At 56.7% G+C, this 18,215-nt stretch carries 18 protein-coding genes; 12 read left to right on the top strand and 6 right to left on the bottom strand.

Translation table 11 applies throughout. The features are described from left to right. Positions 1-2 precede the first annotated feature (2 nt). The gene (locus KZZ06_RS06840; RefSeq protein WP_219579316.1) at positions 3-959 is read left to right on the top strand and encodes an acetamidase/formamidase family protein; all 957 of its coding nucleotides are present in this window, start codon (positions 3-5) and stop codon (positions 957-959) included. A gap of 2 nt (positions 960-961) precedes the next feature. On the opposite strand, the gene hemN is transcribed toward KZZ06_RS06840, so the two are convergent. Next, positions 962-2,317, bottom strand: coding sequence for an oxygen-independent coproporphyrinogen III oxidase (gene hemN / locus KZZ06_RS06835; protein WP_219579315.1), 1,356 nt, complete (start codon positions 2,315-2,317; stop codon positions 962-964). Positions 2,318-2,366: 49 nt separating this feature from the next. Between hemN and fnrL the strand changes: the two genes are divergently transcribed. From fnrL to ccoS, 10 genes are all read left to right on the top strand, one after another. Beyond that, positions 2,367-3,101, top strand: coding sequence for a transcriptional regulator FnrL (gene fnrL, locus KZZ06_RS06830; protein ID WP_219579314.1), 735 nt, complete (start codon positions 2,367-2,369; stop codon positions 3,099-3,101). A 100-nt stretch (positions 3,102-3,201) separates the two neighbouring features. Then, complete coding sequence (locus KZZ06_RS06825; RefSeq protein ID WP_219579313.1) at positions 3,202-3,609, top strand: universal stress protein; 408 nt, start codon at positions 3,202-3,204, stop codon at positions 3,607-3,609. A 116-nt stretch (positions 3,610-3,725) separates the two neighbouring features. Beyond that, complete coding sequence (gene ccoN / locus KZZ06_RS06820; RefSeq protein ID WP_219579312.1) at positions 3,726-5,342, top strand: cytochrome-c oxidase, cbb3-type subunit I; 1,617 nt, start codon at positions 3,726-3,728, stop codon at positions 5,340-5,342. A 12-nt stretch (positions 5,343-5,354) separates the two neighbouring features. Beyond that, a complete protein-coding gene (gene ccoO / locus KZZ06_RS06815; RefSeq protein WP_219579311.1) occupies positions 5,355-6,080 on the top strand; it encodes a cytochrome-c oxidase, cbb3-type subunit II in 726 nt (241 codons plus the stop codon). Between the two features lie 11 nt (positions 6,081-6,091). Next, the gene (locus tag KZZ06_RS06810; protein WP_219579310.1) at positions 6,092-6,286 is read left to right on the top strand and encodes a cbb3-type cytochrome c oxidase subunit 3; all 195 of its coding nucleotides are present in this window, start codon (positions 6,092-6,094) and stop codon (positions 6,284-6,286) included. Further along, positions 6,273-7,142, top strand: a complete 870-nt coding sequence (ccoP, locus tag KZZ06_RS06805) for a cytochrome-c oxidase, cbb3-type subunit III (protein WP_219579309.1) — start codon at positions 6,273-6,275, stop codon at positions 7,140-7,142. The genes KZZ06_RS06810 and ccoP overlap by 14 nt, the downstream gene beginning before the upstream one ends. Before the next feature lie 151 nt (positions 7,143-7,293). After that, entirely contained in the window at positions 7,294-8,835 is a 1,542-nt protein-coding gene (ccoG, locus tag KZZ06_RS06800; protein WP_219579308.1) for a cytochrome c oxidase accessory protein CcoG, read from the top strand. After that, positions 8,836-9,288: a FixH family protein gene (locus KZZ06_RS06795; RefSeq protein ID WP_219579307.1), complete on the top strand. Its 453-nt coding sequence runs from the start codon at positions 8,836-8,838 to the stop codon at positions 9,286-9,288. Continuing rightward, positions 9,285-11,435, top strand: a complete 2,151-nt coding sequence (locus KZZ06_RS06790) for a heavy metal translocating P-type ATPase (RefSeq protein WP_219579306.1) — start codon at positions 9,285-9,287, stop codon at positions 11,433-11,435. Before KZZ06_RS06795 ends, KZZ06_RS06790 begins: the two co-directional genes overlap by 4 nt. After that, the gene (gene ccoS, locus KZZ06_RS06785; protein ID WP_219579305.1) at positions 11,432-11,587 is read left to right on the top strand and encodes a cbb3-type cytochrome oxidase assembly protein CcoS; all 156 of its coding nucleotides are present in this window, start codon (positions 11,432-11,434) and stop codon (positions 11,585-11,587) included. The genes KZZ06_RS06790 and ccoS overlap by 4 nt, the downstream gene beginning before the upstream one ends. Positions 11,588-11,675: 88 nt before the next feature. Here ccoS and KZZ06_RS06780 read toward each other — a convergent pair whose 3' ends face one another. From KZZ06_RS06780 to KZZ06_RS06760, 5 genes are all read right to left on the bottom strand, one after another. Beyond that, positions 11,676-12,500, bottom strand: coding sequence for a phosphodiesterase (locus KZZ06_RS06780; protein WP_219579304.1), 825 nt, complete (start codon positions 12,498-12,500; stop codon positions 11,676-11,678). Positions 12,501-12,557: 57 nt separating this feature from the next. Further along, complete coding sequence (locus KZZ06_RS06775) at positions 12,558-13,811, bottom strand: extracellular solute-binding protein (RefSeq protein WP_219579303.1); 1,254 nt, start codon at positions 13,809-13,811, stop codon at positions 12,558-12,560. Positions 13,812-13,959: 148 nt separating this feature from the next. Next, the gene (locus KZZ06_RS06770; protein ID WP_219579302.1) at positions 13,960-14,853 is read right to left on the bottom strand and encodes a carbohydrate ABC transporter permease; all 894 of its coding nucleotides are present in this window, start codon (positions 14,851-14,853) and stop codon (positions 13,960-13,962) included. After that, positions 14,846-15,769 (bottom strand): carbohydrate ABC transporter permease, encoded by a 924-nt coding sequence (locus KZZ06_RS06765; protein WP_219579301.1) that lies wholly within the window; start codon positions 15,767-15,769, stop codon positions 14,846-14,848. Before KZZ06_RS06765 ends, KZZ06_RS06770 begins: the two co-directional genes overlap by 8 nt. Further along, a complete protein-coding gene (locus KZZ06_RS06760) occupies positions 15,766-16,896 on the bottom strand; it encodes an ABC transporter ATP-binding protein (RefSeq protein WP_219579300.1) in 1,131 nt (376 codons plus the stop codon). Before KZZ06_RS06760 ends, KZZ06_RS06765 begins: the two co-directional genes overlap by 4 nt. A 119-nt stretch (positions 16,897-17,015) precedes the next feature. Between KZZ06_RS06760 and KZZ06_RS06755 the strand changes: the two genes are divergently transcribed. Next, positions 17,016-17,903, top strand: coding sequence for a LysR family transcriptional regulator (locus tag KZZ06_RS06755; protein ID WP_219579299.1), 888 nt, complete (start codon positions 17,016-17,018; stop codon positions 17,901-17,903). Positions 17,904-18,215: the final 312 nt, after the last annotated feature.

Raw genomic sequence — 18,215 nt, 5'->3', positions numbered from 1 at the left:
TAATGCGCGATCATTCCCTGCTGGCCACCCCTGAAACTGTCCATTGGGGGCGGTTCTGGGCGGAACATCCCCCGGTTTTGACCATCGCAGACGGCGACCGCGCCACCATCCAAACATTTTCGGGTCGCGACACCGTTTTGCCGCCCCGCGGGTCGGGCATGACAGTCGCGCCGGAACAGCACACCATTCTAGCGGCGGATATTCCCGGGCAGGCGCATTTGCTGACAGGGCCCGTCGCGATCGAGGGGGCCATGCCCGGCGATGTGCTGAAAATCACCATCGAAAAGATCGAGCTTGGCGCAGACTGGGGGTTCAATGTTGTGCGCCCGACGGCTGGCACGCTACCGGGTGAATTTCCTGTTTCGACCGAAACGATCACCCATATTCCGATTGATACGGCCCATAAAACGGCACGCCTGCCTTGGGGTACGGTTTTGCCACTGAACCCGTTCTTTGGTGTGATGGGCGTCGCCCCGCCCCCCGAATGGGGCGAGGTCACATCGATCCAGCCACGGCTGCATGGCGGCAATATGGATTTGAAACTGCTCACCGAGGGGGCCACGCTATATCTGCCCGTTCACGCAAAAGGCGCGCTGTTTTCCTGCGGTGACGGTCACGGCTGCCAAGGCGACGGAGAGGTCTGCATCACTGCGTTAGAGACTGCTTTGACCGGTACATTCCGCTTTGATGTGCTTAAAGGTGCGGGCGCGCAGATCACCCTGCCACGGGCAGAGACGGCGGACGAGATTATCTCGATGGGGTTTCACGCCAGTCTGGATACGGCGCTGCAAATTGCGCTGCGTGAAATGATCGCGATGATCTGCGAACGCAGTGATATCAGCGAAACCCAAGCCTATCAGCTGTGTTCACTGGCGGTCGATTTTGCGGTGACGCAATCGGTGAACCAGGAAAAAGGCGTACACGGGCGGCTGCGCAAATCGCTGCTACAGCTAGGCTAAGGTCAGATGGCGCTGCTATGGGCCGTTTGGGGCGCTTGGAAAGCGTCCAGTTGACCCGCCAATATCCGCACCAACGGCTCGAACCCGGAGTTTACCGACAGGTTGTGACCGTCAATCGCGACGCCCAGTGGAAATGCCGCTGCAAGCTGCGAAAAGGCCGTTGATATGGTCGATGCATGGGCCGGAAAATCGGCCTGCAACTGCGCGATGTTCACCTGAAAGCCGCACATCAGCTGTTCGATGGCCAAAGCGATCCAACGATCTGCGTCGGACAAGGCAAAGCCCCGCGCGCCTGCAAGGGCCTGCCCCTCGATCGCGGCCACATATTTTGCCGTCGCGGATTGGTTCTGGCTGTAGCCTTGCGGGAATTTCGAGATCGCCGATGCCCCAAGCCCGATCAGAACCTCGGCTGTGTCATCCGTATAGCCCTGAAAATTGCGGCGCAGATGTCCGCTTGCTTTGGCGGTCGCAAGCCCGTCACCGGGACGTGCAAAATGGTCAAACCCGATCTGTTCAAATCCGTCCAACGTCAGCAAGCGCCTTGCAACTTCGGACAGCTCATAGCGCATTTCCGGATCCGGCAGTGCCGATTCGTCGATCAGCACCTGTCTTTTCGACATCCACGGAACATGGGCATAACCGTAAAGCGCCAAGCGGTCAGGCTGCAAAGACATGACATCTTGCAAGGATTGGCTCAGGCTTTGGGCCGTTTGAAAGGGCAGACCGTACAGCAGATCCATGTTCAGGCTGTCCAGATTGCCGGTCCTTAGATGATGCACCACCTCGGATGTTTGCTGAAAGGATTGCATCCGCCCGATTGCTGTTTGTACACGCGGGTCGAAATCCTGCACGCCGATGCTGGCGCGGTTCATGCCGTAGATAATCAACGTATCCAGCAAGGCGAACGATGCCTCGGTTGGGTCAATCTCGACCGAGAACTCGAACGCGTCACCTCTGGCGAAAGTGTCGAATATCTTATCCAGCAACAACGCCATGGTATCAGAAGACAATATCGTCGGTGTCCCGCCACCAAGATGCAGCCGTGACAACGACACGTCTTTGGGCAGGCGTGCGCGCACCAGATCAATCTCGTGCAGCAGCGTTTCTACATATGCCTCGACCGGGCGGAGCGTTGACGTCCCTTGGGTGCGGCAGGCGCAGAACCAGCACAGACGTTTGCAAAACGGAATATGCACATAAAGCGATACGCTGGCACCCTCGGGCACCGCGCGCAGCCAGTCAGACTGTTCGGTCTGTCCCACCTCATCGCTGAAGTGATTGGCGGGCGGATAACTGGTGTACCGCGGCACTTTGGCATCCAGAATCCCGTAGCGGCGGAGTTGCGTAAAATTTGTCATGCCGGTACTTTGCAACTGCACAGCCAATTTTCCTTGATTTAGATCAAATATGACCACTGAACTACTCGCGCGTGTCACATGCACCGAATGCCCGATCCGACATCGCGCAGTTTGCGCCCATTGCAGCGGTGACGAGCTGGACGTTCTGGAACAGCTAAAGACCTATAAGACGTTCAAGGCCGGTGATCCCATTTTGTGGCGCGGCGATAAATTGACCTATGTCGGGTCGTTGGTTTACGGGGTCGCCACCCTGAGTAAAACGCTGGAGGATGGCCGTACCCAGATGGTCGGCCTGCTGCTGCCGTCAGACTTTATCGGGCGGACAGGCCGGACCGAGATTGATTTTGATGTGGTCGCTGTCACTGATGTGACGCTGTGCTGCTTTCAGATCAAACCCTTTGAGGCACTGATCGCATCGACACCGCATGTCGCACAGCGGCTGGTTGAAATGGCGCTGGATGAACTGGACGTCGCGCGCGAATGGATGCTGTTGCTGGGGCGCAAAACCGCCCGCGAAAAAATCGCGACCTTCATTCATATGCTGGTGCAACGGCAGCATATGGGCGGCACCGAGACATCGAACCAAGCGTTGGTATTGCCCCTGACCCAGGAACAGGTCGCCAATTATCTGGGTCTGACCCTTGAAACGGTCAGCCGCCAGCTGGGCGCGATGAAAAAACAGAGCATCTTGCGGTTCTCGGACCGTCGGCATTTCGAGGTCTCGGATTTACCGGCTCTGCAACTGGCGACGGGTGACGATTCAGACGGCGGTATCCTTGTATAAGGTTGTGCTGCCCAGCGCGCGTACCTCATGACTTGATCTGTATCAAAACGACTGATGCGCCGACCTGATTATCTTCTCTCAACCAAGAGGAGACCATCTGATGTACACCAATATTCTGATTCCAGTCATTCTGGACCATCCTGAGAAAAACGAAACTGCATTCGAAGCCGCGCGCGCGCTGGCCGATGAAGGGGCGCATTTCACCCTGCTGCATGTGATCGAAGATATCCCGGTTTACGTGTCCGAGTATGTCCCGAGCGATTTTATCCTCGAGGCGCGCAAAACCTTGCATAACAGACTGGACGAACTGGCCAAGACGCTGCCCAATTGTCATGCGGCCACGACCCAAGGCCGCCCCGGCACCCAGATTTTGAAATGGGCCGAAGATAACAATTCAGATTGCATCGTTATCGCGTCTCATCAGCCAAATATCTCGGACATCTTGCTGGGGTCGGTCGCGCATTACGTCGTACGCCACGCAAAATGTGCGGTTCATGTGATCCGGTAGCCCACTGTTTTGGCAAAATTGATTTAGATCAAAGAAGCCAAGCCTCCCAGACGCTACCCGACGATTGCGATAAGGTGCGTACCCAAAACAGGGCTGCGCCAAGAAGAAGGTGCATTATGAACTATTTTAAACTCATCGTTTTGGGGATTATTGCCCTGATTGCCGCCATGGGCATGAACTGGGGTCATGACTTGGCCTACAAGTTTCATGCTTTCATCATCATGGCGGTTGCCGCCGGGATGTTCATATGGGTCCTGCGACGCATTGATGAACCTGTCCCTGTCCCTGAAACCGGATATGCTGACGGTGTGATCCGCGCTGGTGTGATCGCGACGGCCTTTTGGGGCATCGCCGGATTTCTAGTCGGCACCTTCATCGCCTTTCAGCTGGCCTTTCCTGAACTGAACTTTGACTGGGGCCAGCCCTATACCAACTTTGGCCGGTTGCGCCCGCTGCATACGTCAGCGGTGATCTTTGCCTTTGGGGGCAACGCGCTGATTTGTACGTCGTTCTATGTCGTCCAGCGCACCAGTTCGGTGCGTTTGTTCGGCGGTAACCTGTCATGGTTTGTTTTCTGGGGCTATCAGCTGTTCATCGTATTGGCCGCCACCGGTTATCTGCTGGGTGCCACACAATCGAAAGAATACGCCGAACCTGAGTGGTATACCGATCTTTGGCTGACCATCATCTGGGTGGCCTATCTGGTGGTGTTCCTTGGCACGATCTTCAAGCGCCGCGAACGTCACATCTATGTGGCCAACTGGTTCTACCTTAGCTTTATCATCACCGTGGCGATGCTGCATATCGTCAACAACCTGTCGATCCCGGTCAGTTTCTGGGGTTCAAAATCCGTTCAGGTGTTTTCAGGTGTTCAAGACGCCATGACGCAGTGGTGGTACGGCCATAACGCCGTGGGCTTTTTCCTGACCGCCGGTTTCTTGGGGATGATGTATTATTTCGTCCCTAAACAAGCGAACCGCCCGGTCTATTCCTACAAGCTGTCGATCATCCACTTCTGGTCCCTGATCTTCTTGTACATCTGGGCCGGTCCACACCACCTGCACTATACCGCCCTGCCCGATTGGGCTGCGACCCTTGGCATGGTGTTTTCAATCGTGCTGTGGATGCCCAGCTGGGGTGGCATGATCAACGGCCTGATGACCCTGCAAGGGGCATGGGACAAACTGCGCACCGACCCGATCTTGCGGATGTTCGTTATCTCGCTTGGGTTCTACGGCATGTCCACCTTCGAGGGTCCGATGATGTCGATCCGCGCGGTCAACTCTCTGTCGCATTACACCGACTGGACCATCGGGCACGTGCATTCCGGTGCGCTTGGCTGGAACGGCATGATCACCTTTGGTGCGCTGTACTTCCTGACGCCAAAACTGTGGGGCCGTGACAAGATGTATTCGATGTCGGCGATCAACTGGCACTTCTGGTTGGCCACGATCGGTATCGTTTTGTACGCCTCGTCGATGTGGGTCACCGGCATCATGGAAGGTCTGATGTGGCGCGAAGTCGATGATCAGGGTTTCTTGGTCAACTCCTTTGCCGACACCGTTGCTGCGAAGTTCCCGATGTATGTGGTGCGCGGTTTGGGTGGGGTTCTCTACCTTGGTGGCGGGCTGATCATGGTGTGGAACATGTGGATGACCATTCGCGGTGCGAAACCGGTCACCACAGCACTGCCAACCACGCCCCCGCCCTCAAACGCAACACCTGCAGAATAAGGAGCTGAAACAATGGCCTTTATCGATAAACACGCCATCCTTGAGAAAAGCCCCACCCTGCTGCTGGTTGCATCCCTGCTGGTGGTCACGGTGGGGGGCATCGTGGAAATTGCCCCCCTGTTCTGGCTGGAAAACACCATCGAAGAAGTCGAAGGCGTGCGGCCGTATTCGCCGCTCGAACTGACGGGGCGCGATATCTATGTGCGCGAAGGCTGCTATGTCTGCCACAGCCAGATGATCCGCCCCATGCGCGACGAGGTGGAACGCTATGGCCACTATTCGCTGGCGGCTGAATCGATGTATGACCACCCGTTTCAATGGGGGTCCAAACGGACGGGGCCCGATGTGGCCCGTGTTGGCGGGCGCTATTCCGACGCGTGGCACGTGGATCACCTAAGCGATCCGCAATCCGTTGTGCCGGAATCGATCATGCCGAAATACGCGTTCCTCAAGGATACGCCGATTGAGCCGACCCATATCGAGGCGCTGCTCAAGACCCACAGGTTTGTCGGCGTGCCCTATTCGGATGAACAGATCGAAGAGGCCCGCGCAGATTTCCGCGCCCAGGCCGACCCGGATTCCGATTATGATGGCATGCTGGAACGTTATCCCGGTGCTGCCGTGGCCAACTTTGACAGCCAACCGGAGCTAACGGAAATGGACGCGCTGATTGCGTACCTTCAGGTTCTTGGAACCATGGTCGATTTTTCGACCTTCACCCCAGATGCCAGCCGCTAAGGAGATCTGAAATGAACACCTATTCCTTCCTTCGCGAACTTGCCGATAGCTGGGTTTTGCTGGCGATGTTCCTGTTCTTTGCCGGTGTCATCCTGTGGGCATTCCGGCCCGGCAGCACCAAGGTTTACGCCGCCGTGGCCAAGATACCCTTGGGCGACGACACGAAACCCAAAAGCATGAAAAATAAAGGGGATGACCATGTCTAAGGGCAAAACAGACGAAGTCACCGGCACCGACACCACAGGCCACAGCTGGGACGGCATCGAAGAGTTGAACACACCGCTGCCGCGTTGGTGGCTATGGACGCTGTATCTGTGCATCATTTGGGCCATTCTCTATTCGATTGCCTATCCCGCATGGCCGATGGTTTCTGGTGCTACCAAGGGCCTGTTGGGTTGGTCCACCCGCGCAAATGTCGCGGCTGATATCACGGCCCACGAGGGTAAAAACGCCGATCTGGTGACCGCGCTTTTGGCCACCGATATGGATGTATTGCCAGCCAGTGCGGACCTGAACCGCTATGCTGTTGCACGCGGCGGTGCGGTGTTCCGCGCCAATTGTTCGCAATGTCACGGATCGGGCGCGGCAGGTGCCAAAGGCTATCCCAACCTGCTGGATGACGACTGGCTTTGGGGCGGTGATATGGCCGAGATCGAATACACAGTGCGCCACGGTATCCGCAACGAACAGGACGATGATGCGCGTTATTCCCAGATGCCCGCCTTTGGCGAGATGCTGGAAAAAGACGAGATCACCGCCGTGGTCGAACATGTGGTGTCGCTGTCAAACGCCGAATTTGACGCCAAGCTGGCAGAGACAGGTGCCACCGTTTTCGCCGATAATTGTTCGGCGTGTCACGGTGAAACCGGGCTGGGTGATCGGGCGCAAGGTGCCCCCAATCTGGCAGATGCGATCTGGCTTTATGGCGGTGACCGCAAGACCCTGACAGATACGGTGAAAAACGCCCGCTTTGGCGTGATGCCTGCATGGGGTCCGCGCCTGACCGAGGCCGATGTTCGCGCCGTTTCAGCATACGTGCACTCTTTGGGAGGCGGAGAGTAGCGCGGTAGCAACCAGTTGTGTCCCCAACTGGTTCCATCCCCGAAAGCGTGCCAGCTCCCGAAAATGGCCGCTTCGGGGATGTTTTTTTGATCAAGATCAAAGTGTGCAGCCCTGAACCCGGTTAGGTAAAGGGGCGAACAGGAAGAAACATATGACCGATCAACCATCTCCTCCGTCCCTATATGCACCGCGCGAACCGATTTTCCCGCGCAAGGTCACGGGTTTTTTCCGCCGTTTCAAATGGGCGATTCTGATCGTCACGCTTGGCATTTACTATATCACCCCATGGATCCGCTGGGATCGTGGGCCCAGCCTGCCGGACCAAGCGGTCTTGGTCGATCTGGCCAGCCGGCGGTTCTATTTCTTCTGGATCGAAATTTGGCCGCATGAATTCTATTTCGTGGCCGGTTTGCTGATCATGGCGGGCTTGGGGCTGTTTTTGTTCACGTCGGCACTGGGCCGGGTCTGGTGCGGATATACCTGCCCCCAAACCGTCTGGACCGATCTGTTTATCCTTGTTGAACGCTGGATCGAAGGCGACCGGAACGCCCGCGTCCGGCTGCACAAAGCCGGTTGGAACCTGCGTAAATGGCGGCTCCGTCTGACCAAATGGGCAGTATGGCTGGCCATTGCTGTGGCGACGGGTGGTGCTTGGGTGTTCTATTTCACCGACGCGCCGACATTGGCCCGTGATCTGGTCAATCTGACTGCGCATCCGGCGGCCTATATCACCATCGCCATTCTCACTGCGACGACCTTTGTCTTTGGCGGGTTCCTGCGCGAACAGGTCTGCATTTACATGTGCCCGTGGCCCCGTATCCAAGCGGCAATGATGGACCCCGATACAATCACTGTCGCCTATCGTGACTGGCGCGGCGAACCACGCGGCAAAAGCAACAGCCGCCGCAAAGCTCAGGCTCTGCAAGCCGAGGCCGCCGCACAAGCCACTGGCCCCGGCGAGGCACGCTATCCCGGCACGCCGTACCGCCAAGACGCCAAATCTGCCGCCCCCGTTCTGCCACCTATTGCCGAAACAGGCGATTGCATCGATTGCATGGCCTGCGTGAACGTGTGCCCCATGGGCATCGACATCCGCAATGGCCAGCAGATGGAGTGTATTACCTGTGCGCTGTGCATTGATGCCTGCGATGACGTGATGGACAAGATCGGCAAACCGCGCGGGTTGATTGATTATCTGGCCCTGTCAGATGAAACCGCCGAACGTGCGGGCGAACCCGTCAAACCGTTGTGGAAACACATCCTGCGGCCGCGCACTATTCTTTACACGGTCGTTTGGCTGCTGATCGGTCTGGGGCTTGTCTATGCGTTGTTCGTGAGATCCGACATCGAACTGACGGTCAGCCCGGTACGCAACCCGACCTATGTGACCCTGTCCGACGGTACGATCCGCAACATCTATGACGTGCGTCTGCGTAACAAGTCAGGCGAAGACCGTGAATTCCGCCTGCGGCTGAGCAGTGATGAAATCCTGCGCATCGAACTGGAAGGGACCGATGATCTGTCCCTGAACATTCCCGCAGATACAACGGTGCTTCAGCGCGTCTATGTCACGTCCCGTCCGCAAGATCAGGCGGCCATGAACGCAGCAACAGACCTGCGCATTTGGGTCGAAGACACCACCGCACAAACCCGCGCCTCAAAGGCGACAACGTTCAATGGAAAGGGAAACTAGATGCAACACGAGCTTAAGGGGTGGCATGTCTTCACGGGCTTTGCGATGGCTTTTGGTGTTATCATCGCCGTCAATCTGACGCTGGCATTTAACGCTGTGCGCACCTTTCCCGGCCTTGAGGTCAAGAATTCCTATGTCGCCTCGCAAAGCTTTGACAATGACCGTGCCGCGCAAGAGGCCCTGAATTGGAATGTCGCCGCGACGTTGCAGGGCGATCATCTGGTTCTGACGATCCTGAAGGGCGACGCACCGGTTTCCCCCGTCATCGAAGAGGCCATTTTCGGCCGTGCCACCAGCGTTGCCGCCGATCAAACCCCCGATTTCAAGTTCGACGGTCAATCCTATGTGGCGGATGTTCATGCCGGTGCAGGCAATTGGAACCTGCGTCTAAAAATGCGGTCGATCGACGGGGCTTTGTTTCAACAGCGCGTGATTGTTAAGGTGCAGAAATGACAATGGTTGCCGCATGTCCGGGCTGCGTTGCGGCCCCTTTGGCGTTGAAACACGCCGAAAACCATGCGGCCCCTGCTGTTGTCTTGTCCCTACCCACCATCCATTGCGCCGCCTGCATCGGCAAGGTTGAACGCAAGCTGAATGCCATGCCCGGCGTCGATAGTGCGCGGGTTAATCTGTCGCTTAAACAGCTGTCGGTTTATGGCGATGCTATCGACACCGACATCATTGTCGCCGCGCTAAAGTCTATCGGATATGACGCATACCCGCTGGATGTCGGGCTGCTGGAAACGCGCCAAGACACAGTCGGGCGCAACCTGCTGGTGCGGCTGGCGGTGGCTGGCTTTGCGATGATGAATGTCATGCTGTTTTCGGTCGCCATATGGTCTGGCGCGACCGATACCACCCGCGAACTGTTTCACTTGATCTCTGCGGCGATCTCCTTGCCTGCGGTGCTGTATTGCGGGCAACCGTTTTTCGCCAGCGCGTGGTCTGCCCTGCGGGTGCGCGGGTTGAACATGGACGTGCCGATTTCACTGGCAATCCTGCTGGCCACGGGCATGTCCCTGTTCGAAGTCTTGAACGGCGGCGCGCATGCCTATTTCGACGCGGCACTTTCGCTGACGTTCTTTTTGCTGATCGGTCGCTATCTGGATCATCACACCCGCAGTTCAGTCAGATCCGCCGCCAAGGAACTGGCCGCGCTGGAAGTGCATCACGCCCAGCGGATCGAGGACGGCAACGCGGTAAAAACCCCTGTATCGAGCCTAATTGTCGGCGACCGCCTGCTGATCCCCTCGGGCGTTCGGGTGCCTGTCGATGGCAGATTGGACAGTGCGCAGGCGCTTTCGGACCGGTCCTTTTTGACCGGTGAATCAGCTGCGGTTACATTGGCCAAAGGCCAACAGGTTCAGGCCGGCGAGATTAACCTAGGTGCCCCGTTCGAGATGACGGCCACCGCCGTCGGCGATGACACAACATTGCGGCGGGTCGCGCATTTGGTCGAGATGGCCGAGAACAGCCGCAACAGTTATACCAATCTCGCCGACCGCGCGGCACGTATCTATGCGCCAGCGGTTCACTTGCTGGCCTTTGCGTCATTTGTCGCGTGGGTTCTGGTTGACGGTGACGTACGTCATGCGTTGAACATCGCTGTTGCCGTACTGATTATCACCTGCCCCTGCGCCCTTGGTCTGGCTGTGCCCGCTGTCGCGACGGCGGCAATCGGGCGGCTTTACGGGCTGGGTTTTTTGGTAAAATCCGGCACCGCGCTGGAACGTTTGGCCGAAGTGGACGTGGCGATTTTTGACAAAACCGGAACGCTGACCCTTGCCGGAGGCAGCGCGCGGCTGGATCACCTGACGGGCGAACAGGCCGCAATCGCACGCGGATTGGCGCAAGCGTCTGACCATCCCGTGTCGCGTGCGCTTGTTACCGCCCTACCCGACGCGCCCTCCGCAACGCTCGTCGAAATCTCGGAAATTCCGGGCAACGGCATGCAGGCGGTTTACAAAGGTGAGACCGTCAAGCTTGGACGCGGCACCTGGCTGGGTGCATCGTTTGACGGGCTTGGGCTTAAGATCGGGGGCCAGCCAGCGGTGGAGCTTCCCTTGCACGAAACGCCACGCCAAGGGGTTGATGTCGCGCTTCAAGGTCTTCGGGATTTGGGCGTCCCGCCGCAGATCCTTAGCGGTGACAGGCAGGGGACGGTACGCGCCTTGGCGCAGCGGCTGGGCGTTCAGGACATTCACGCCGAAATAAGCGCAACAGAGAAACACACCTATCTGACGAAATTGCAGAACGAAGGGCACCATGTGCTGATGGTGGGTGACGGGCTGAACGACACTGCGTCATTGGCTGCGGCGCATGCGTCTGTTGCACCGTCCTCGGCGTTGGACGCATCGCGGAACGCGGCAGATGTCGTGTTATTGCGCGAAAACCTTGATGATTTCCCGCTGCTGATCCGTATCGCGCGCAGCACATCGCGGCTGTCGAAACAGAACTTTGCCATCGCCGCCGGATATAACGCCATTGCGATACCCGTTGCCTTGCTTGGCTATGCGACACCCCTGATCGCGGCGATTGCGATGTCCGCGTCATCCATCACCGTTATCCTCAACGCCATGCGGGTCAGGTTTGTCAAATGAATGTGCTGCTTATCCTGATCCCCGTCTCGATCATCTTGGGCGGCTTGGGCCTGTGCGGTTTTCTATGGACCCTGCGCAGCGGCCAATATGACGATGCCGAAGGCAGTGCAGCGCGGTTGTTGCTGGACGACGATGAACCGGACGAAGGGTAGCGGCGGTTTTTACGACACGGCACACCAGAGATGAGCCGCGCCCCGTTCCGCCATGCGTCTTCATCGCATCTGGCCATTCACAACAATGCTAACGCACCATCGTCAGTTGATCCCAGTCGGCATAGTCAGGCGACCCTTCACCGCGAATTTCACCTTGGTATCCATATTCGACCATGTGAACCATTGTCGTGGTGTTGGTCGCGAAAATGACGCTGTAGCTTTCGGTAAGGTCCGCCGCCGATAACAGCTTGGTTGCCGCGAAATCCGGCCAGCCTGCGTGGTTCGTGCCGCGTGGTGCCGAAAACGGTATGCCGTGAAGAGCACCCGATAGATGCATATGGCAATGACCATGAAAGATATGGCGGATTTTGCCCGCATGGGCTGCGACCGTATCGGCAAAGCGGTCGGCATCCAGCAGCATGATCTTATCCATCGGGGACACTTCGACCGGTACGGGATTGTGGTGCATGAATATCCAGATCGGGCCGTCCAGCGTCTCTAACTGCTGAGAGAGCCACGCGGCGCGGGCCTCGCAAAAATGTCCCGCATGGGTATCTTCACCCCAAGTGTCCAACAATATTGCATGCCCCATGGACAACGGCACAACCCGTTGAACAAAGCCATCTGCGCCTTGGTTTTCGGGGAAAACGTCCAAAAAGGTCTGCCGGTCGTCATGATTTCCAATGCACAGGTGCACGGGCATAGGGACATCGACCAACTGAGCCTTGAGGCGCTCATAATCCGCAGCTTCGCCCCAGTCTGAAAGATCACCGGTGATGACCAGCGCCTCTGCGTCCGGGTGGTGGCTGGTTGCATGCGCCAATGCCTTGGCGAAATTGGTGTTAGGGTCACGTCCGCCAATGGTTTTGCCGGGGGTCGTCAAATGGATGTCTGTGATCTGCAAAAGTTTCATATTCTGTTCCCAAAGAGAGATGCGGCCACCGAAGTATTCCGGTGGCCGCGCATAGCCTTAATCGAGAAGGTCTTGGACTTCTTCGGACAGCTGTTTTTGCAGCTCTGGCATGTCATCATATTCACCCGTAACGATGCCTTCGAGACCATCGTAGATCACTTGCGTCGCAGCCAAACCGTTGTCGCCCGGGTAGGCCTGCCAGTCGCGCAGCAAAGGAAGCTGGCGCACTGCCGTCGCTTTGGCGGGGTTTTCTGCATAGAAATCCTTGAGGATGATTTCATTCGCGGCTTGGTTTGGTGGCATATAGCCCGTGGTGCGGGCAACGGCTGCGGCACCTTCGCCCGAGGTGATGAACTTGAGCCAGTGCCAAGCGGCCTCGCGTACAGCCGGATCGTCAGACGTCGAGGTCAGCATTGCTGCGTTCCCACCGGCTGGCAAACCCAATGGACCACCCGCAGCGAAGCCGGGGAATTCATTGGTGACCAAAGTGAAATCGCCCATGGAGCGTTCAACAGCGCCAACCGCCGAAGTTGACCAGAACATCATGCCGATCTCGCCTGCGGAAAACGATGCAAGTGCGGCTTTCCATTCGATGTTCTGCATGTCGCAGCCATCGAACAAAGCGTTCATCTGCTCAAGCGCCTTCAGACCTTCGGGGCTGTCGAGGTTGAAGTCATTGCCGATCACGGTCGGCGCGTCTTGCGACCACATCAGCGCCTGCAAGAACCAGTTTCCTGTGATGTTCCAGCCCCAGAACATCGGGTTATCGACACCAGCCTTGGCCAGTTTGCCGCAGGTCGCGATGACCTCGTCCCATGTGGTCGGCAGATCCGCCGTGTCGGTGATACCCGCCTTGGCCATGACTTCCATGTTGTAATACCCAACAGGCAGCGAGATCGAGAAAGGCAGCCCATAGACAACATCGTCGAACGTACCCAGATCAAGCATCGCCTGATGATAGCCGTCTTTGGCGAAATCGGCCTCGTTGGCGATGAACGGTTCCAGCGACTGCGCAATGCCTTTGTCGACAAGGATCGCCTGACGGTTCAGACCCTGCATGGTCACGTCAGGCAATTCGCCTGCGACCGCTTCGCGCAGAATAGTGTTGTTGGCGTCTTCGTAGTTTTCATAGGTGGCACGGAACTTCACTTCGATGTTCGGATGCGCTGCGTTGAACAGCGGCATAATGTTCTCGTAAGTCACATCGAACAGATGGCTGTAGGGATAGGCGAATTCGATGGTCACCTTGTCCTGCGCCATTGCCGTGCCGGCACTGAGCACCAGTGCCATTGCAGTTGTCAGATTTTTCATTACTTTCACTCCAGTTGCCTTGGGCCCAGATTGATTTGACGATTTGCTGGACCCGCTTTTATCCCTTGTGGGATGAGGTTGCTTTGGGTGCGCTTTCGGGCGCGCCCAATTCCATTCTTTGCTCTTCAGCTTTGCGATGTGGGGGCTGCTATTTCATCCCTGACAGCGTGATCCCCTCGATGAAGCGGCGTTGCGCCAGCATGAAGGCCACGATCAGCGGCGTGACGATAACAACAGCCGTGGCCATCATCGGGCCAAAGTTGTCACCATCTGCATCGCCCTTGAATTCGCGCAGTCCCAGTGGCGGGGTAAACAGATCGCGGTTGCCGGTGATGACAATGCGCGGCCAGAAGTAATCGTTCCAATGGGCGACCACGCTGAAAATCGCGAAAGCCATGAGCGCGGGGATCGCTGTGGGCAGCATGACTTTCCAAATTATCGAATATTCGGACATGCCATCCATGCGCGCCGCATCGATCAGATCATCAGGCACTGTCATGAAAAACTGTCGCATCAGAAAGATTCCGAAGACGCTAATCGTCCACGGGATCACCAGCGCCGTATAGCTATTGGTCAGGCCCAGCTTGGCCAGCATGATGTAAAGCGGCAATGCAATCGCATGCACAGGGATCAACAAACAGAACATAACCAGCCCGAACACCGCGTCCCGCCCCCAAAATCGCAGCTTGGCCAGCGCATAGGCGCACGGCAGGGCCACGATGACTTGGATCAGGAAAATTGATGCGGTGACGAACACGCCATTTGCCAGATACCGCAGCAGCGGCGCTTTGGAAAAGGCGGTGGTGTAGTTGTAGATCCAGGGGGTGACCATGCAGTCGGCCGCCAGATTGCCGCGGGCCACGCAATAGTCATCGAGAAATAATTCCTGAGCCCCAAAGAGCCCGCCGGAGTTGGTCATAATCTCGTTCGGGCTTTTGAAGCTGTAGGTGACCATGACGTAGAACGGCAACAGCACGACAATCGCCCCAAGGATCAGCACGACATGTTTGAGCGTCTCGCCCGTGGAAAAGCGGTTACGCATAATGCGTCCTCCGTTCGACCAGCCAACGCTGGATCAATGTCAGGATCAGCACAAAGCCAAGGAAGACCATCGTGATGGCTGCGCCGATCCCCATAAGGTTCTGTTGGATCGCTTTTTCGTAGATCGCGAACATCATCACGTAGACAGATTTCGACGGGCCGCCCCCCTGCGGATAGAATGCCTCGACGGTGTCAAAGACTTGAAAACTACGGATCAAACTGATGGTGACGACAAAGACAGTGGTCGGCCCCAGCATCGGCCATGTGACAAGCCGGAAGCTGTCCCAACCGGATCGCGCCCCGTCCATTTCTGCTGCGTGGTATAGATCGCGAGGGATGCCTGTCAGCCCTGCAAGGTAGAGCACCATGTTAAAGCCAAAGCCCTGCCAGATGCCGATAAAGCTGACTGTCCAGATTGCATAATCCCTGTCCGTCAGCCAAAGCGGGAAGGTGCGTGCGCAGCCTTTGGCATACCAGCTCCAGCTCTCTAGAAACGTGCCGCAGCCGTATTCCAGTGTTGCGTTGATAATGCCGATGGTGGGGTGGAATGCGAATTCCCACACGATGGCCATTGCGATCAATGCTGCCATGACGGGCAGGAAATAGATCGTTTTATAGACATCGCCAAAGCGGGTAAGGGAATTGATCAACAATGCAGCGCCTAGCCCGAGGCCGACGGTCATCGGCACAACCACAAAGACATAGCGAAAGGTCGCGCCGAACATCTTGGCATAGGTGGAGCGGGTGAAAATTTTCTCGTAGTTCTCTAACCCTACAAAGTCAGCGCTTGAATTCCCTAACGAGTAGTTGGTGAAGCTCATCCCCGCGGCGATCAGGATCGGCAGCAACAGGATCACAAACATCAAGACGAGCGCGGGCCCGATGAACCACAAATATGCGTAGCGGTTTCCAGTCATGCCATCGCCGCCATCTTTGGGACTGACATCCGGATCCTTGCGCCTTGGCTATCGAAGACGAGCACCCGATCAGGGTTCATATCAAAGGCAACTTGCGCGCCCAACGTTGCTGCCTGATCGGGGCTGGCGCGTAATACCGCGACTTGGGTCAGCCCTTCGACCGCCACGTGCAAAAAGATGTCCGACCCAAGGTTCTCACGGTGGCGCACAACACCCTTGAATTGCCCGGTGTGACTAATGGTCAAATGTTCAGGTCGGATGCCCACTGTAACGGGTTGCCGTGCGGCACCGTGAACCGTCGCAATGCGCTTGCCCTGAACATAAAGCTGGCCGTTGTCTGCGATTTCCCCCGGAATCGTATTAATGCCCGGAGACCCCACAAACTGGGCCACGGCCAACGAATCTGGATCACGGTAAATGTCGTCGGGCCGCCCGAACTGAAGGATGTTACCGCCCATCATGACCGCCATGCGATCGGACATGGTCAACGCTTCGGCCTGATCGTGGGTTACGTAAACAAAAGTGGTTTTCAGACGTCGATGCAGTTCGGCCAATTCGCTGCGCATATGAACGCGCAGGGCGGCATCCAGATTTGACAGCGGTTCATCCATCAAGAATGCCACCGGATTGCGGACCATGGCCCGCCCCAATGCCACCCGCTGGCGCTGGCCACCCGAAAGCTGTCCGGGTTTGCGGGGCAAAAGGTCGGTTATTTTCAGTGTTTGCGCGGCACTATCGACCTGATCCATCAACGCGCGGCGCTTGCTGCGCGACAACAAGGGGCCAAGAATGGGCAAGCGTTCCGCTGTAGTAAGGTCGCGTAGCAGCAAAGGTGTCAGCATGTTCTGCGCGACGCTCAGATGCGGGTAAAGCGCGTAAGACTGAAACACCATCGCCAGATTGCGCGCAGAGGGCCGCGTGTGGGTAACGTCGGTATCGCCAATGCGTACCGCGCCGCCATCTGCAGTCTCTAACCCCGCAAGGATACGCAACAAGGTGGATTTGCCACAGCCCGACGGGCCGACAAGGGTGATGAACTCCCCATCTTGAATGTCGAGGTTAACGCCGTTCAGAACCTTCGTTTCACCAAATGCCTTGGTGATCTCTCGTAGTGAAATAGATGACATCATTGCCCCCAAGACCGTGTCGCTTCGGGGGCAAGCTAATCAGTTCAGATAACGATTCTGTGACGCCATATAAGTGTAACTTATGTCGACTAGAGTCACTTTGAAGTTGGAGAGACCCGATGCTCAGGCCGAATCCATACCAGTTGACGGCCTTTTCCCATGTTGTCCGCGAGGGTAGCGTGACAGACGCCGCGCGAAAGCTGGGTGTATCGCAATCAGCCGTGACCCAGCACCTCCAAAAGCTGGAGGCCTTGGTCGGTGGAAAGCTGATTACCCGCAGCAGGGAGGGCCAGACCCTAACCCGAACCGGACAAGAGATATTCGAGCTGGCCGAACGGCACGTGTCACTTGAAAGGCTGATCGCGGAACGGTTGGCGGGATATGCCACGCTGGACAGCGGGCATCTAACCATCATCGCAAATGCCCCGGTCCCTGCCCTTAGTTTGATCGCGCGGTTCAACAAACAATGGCCGAACGTACAGATCGATTTTACCCTGTACGACTGGACAACTGCCATTGAAATGCTGCGTAATCATCAGGCTGATATTGCGCTCATTTTCGAGCCAACCCATTCCACTGAATGGACAATTTATCAAATTGGACGCAAACGCTATGTTCTTTATGTACCGGTGGACCACCCATTGGCCACGCGCAACACAGTCAGTTTGGCAGATTTGAGCGACCAAACGCTACTGCTGCCAGAGCAAGGTTCGCTGACCCAGCGGGTGGTCGCGAAAGCGCTGAGCAAACATAATTTGGACGTCCGGCGCAAAATCAAAACAACAACATTTCCAGTGATGAAAGAGGCAATCTTGCAGGGGGCCGGTGTCGGACTGTTTTTAGAGGACAGCACAGCCGAAACCCACGCTCTCGTCAGTATTCCGATTGATGAGATGCCAGAGACCTACAGAAACTGCGTTGTCGTGCCCAATGACAAACACGATTTCAGACTGGTTCAAAGCTTTCTATCCGTCGTCGAAACACGGTTTCATACGGATGATCTGTGATCTTGGGGTGTGCGGACTTGTTGTTTGAGTGGCCTGATCACTGCGGGACGAAACCAGGTGCGGAATCGGACTGCAAGTCGGGTGTGATATTGCCAAAAGAGCTTCTGATCGGCGGCTGTAATCTCACCTTTGACCAAATCTCAACCTGCGGATGCAGCAAAGGTCACGTGTTGGATTGACGTGCTCCCCTGAAAAGTCCGGTTTTTTGAGTTAGCCTGTTCTCTCAAAAGGAGACACGATGAAGAGAAGCCGTTTCAGCGAAGAGCAGATAATCGGGATATTGAAGGAGCATCAGGCTGGGCTTGGCGCGAA

The sequence above is a fragment of the Sulfitobacter sp. CW3 genome (assembly GCF_019392245.1).
In the GTDB taxonomy this organism is placed as follows: Bacteria; Pseudomonadota; Alphaproteobacteria; order Rhodobacterales; family Rhodobacteraceae; genus Sulfitobacter.
The sequence above is the reverse complement of the archived record's forward strand: the minus strand, read 5'-3'. Positions and strand labels throughout refer to the sequence as shown.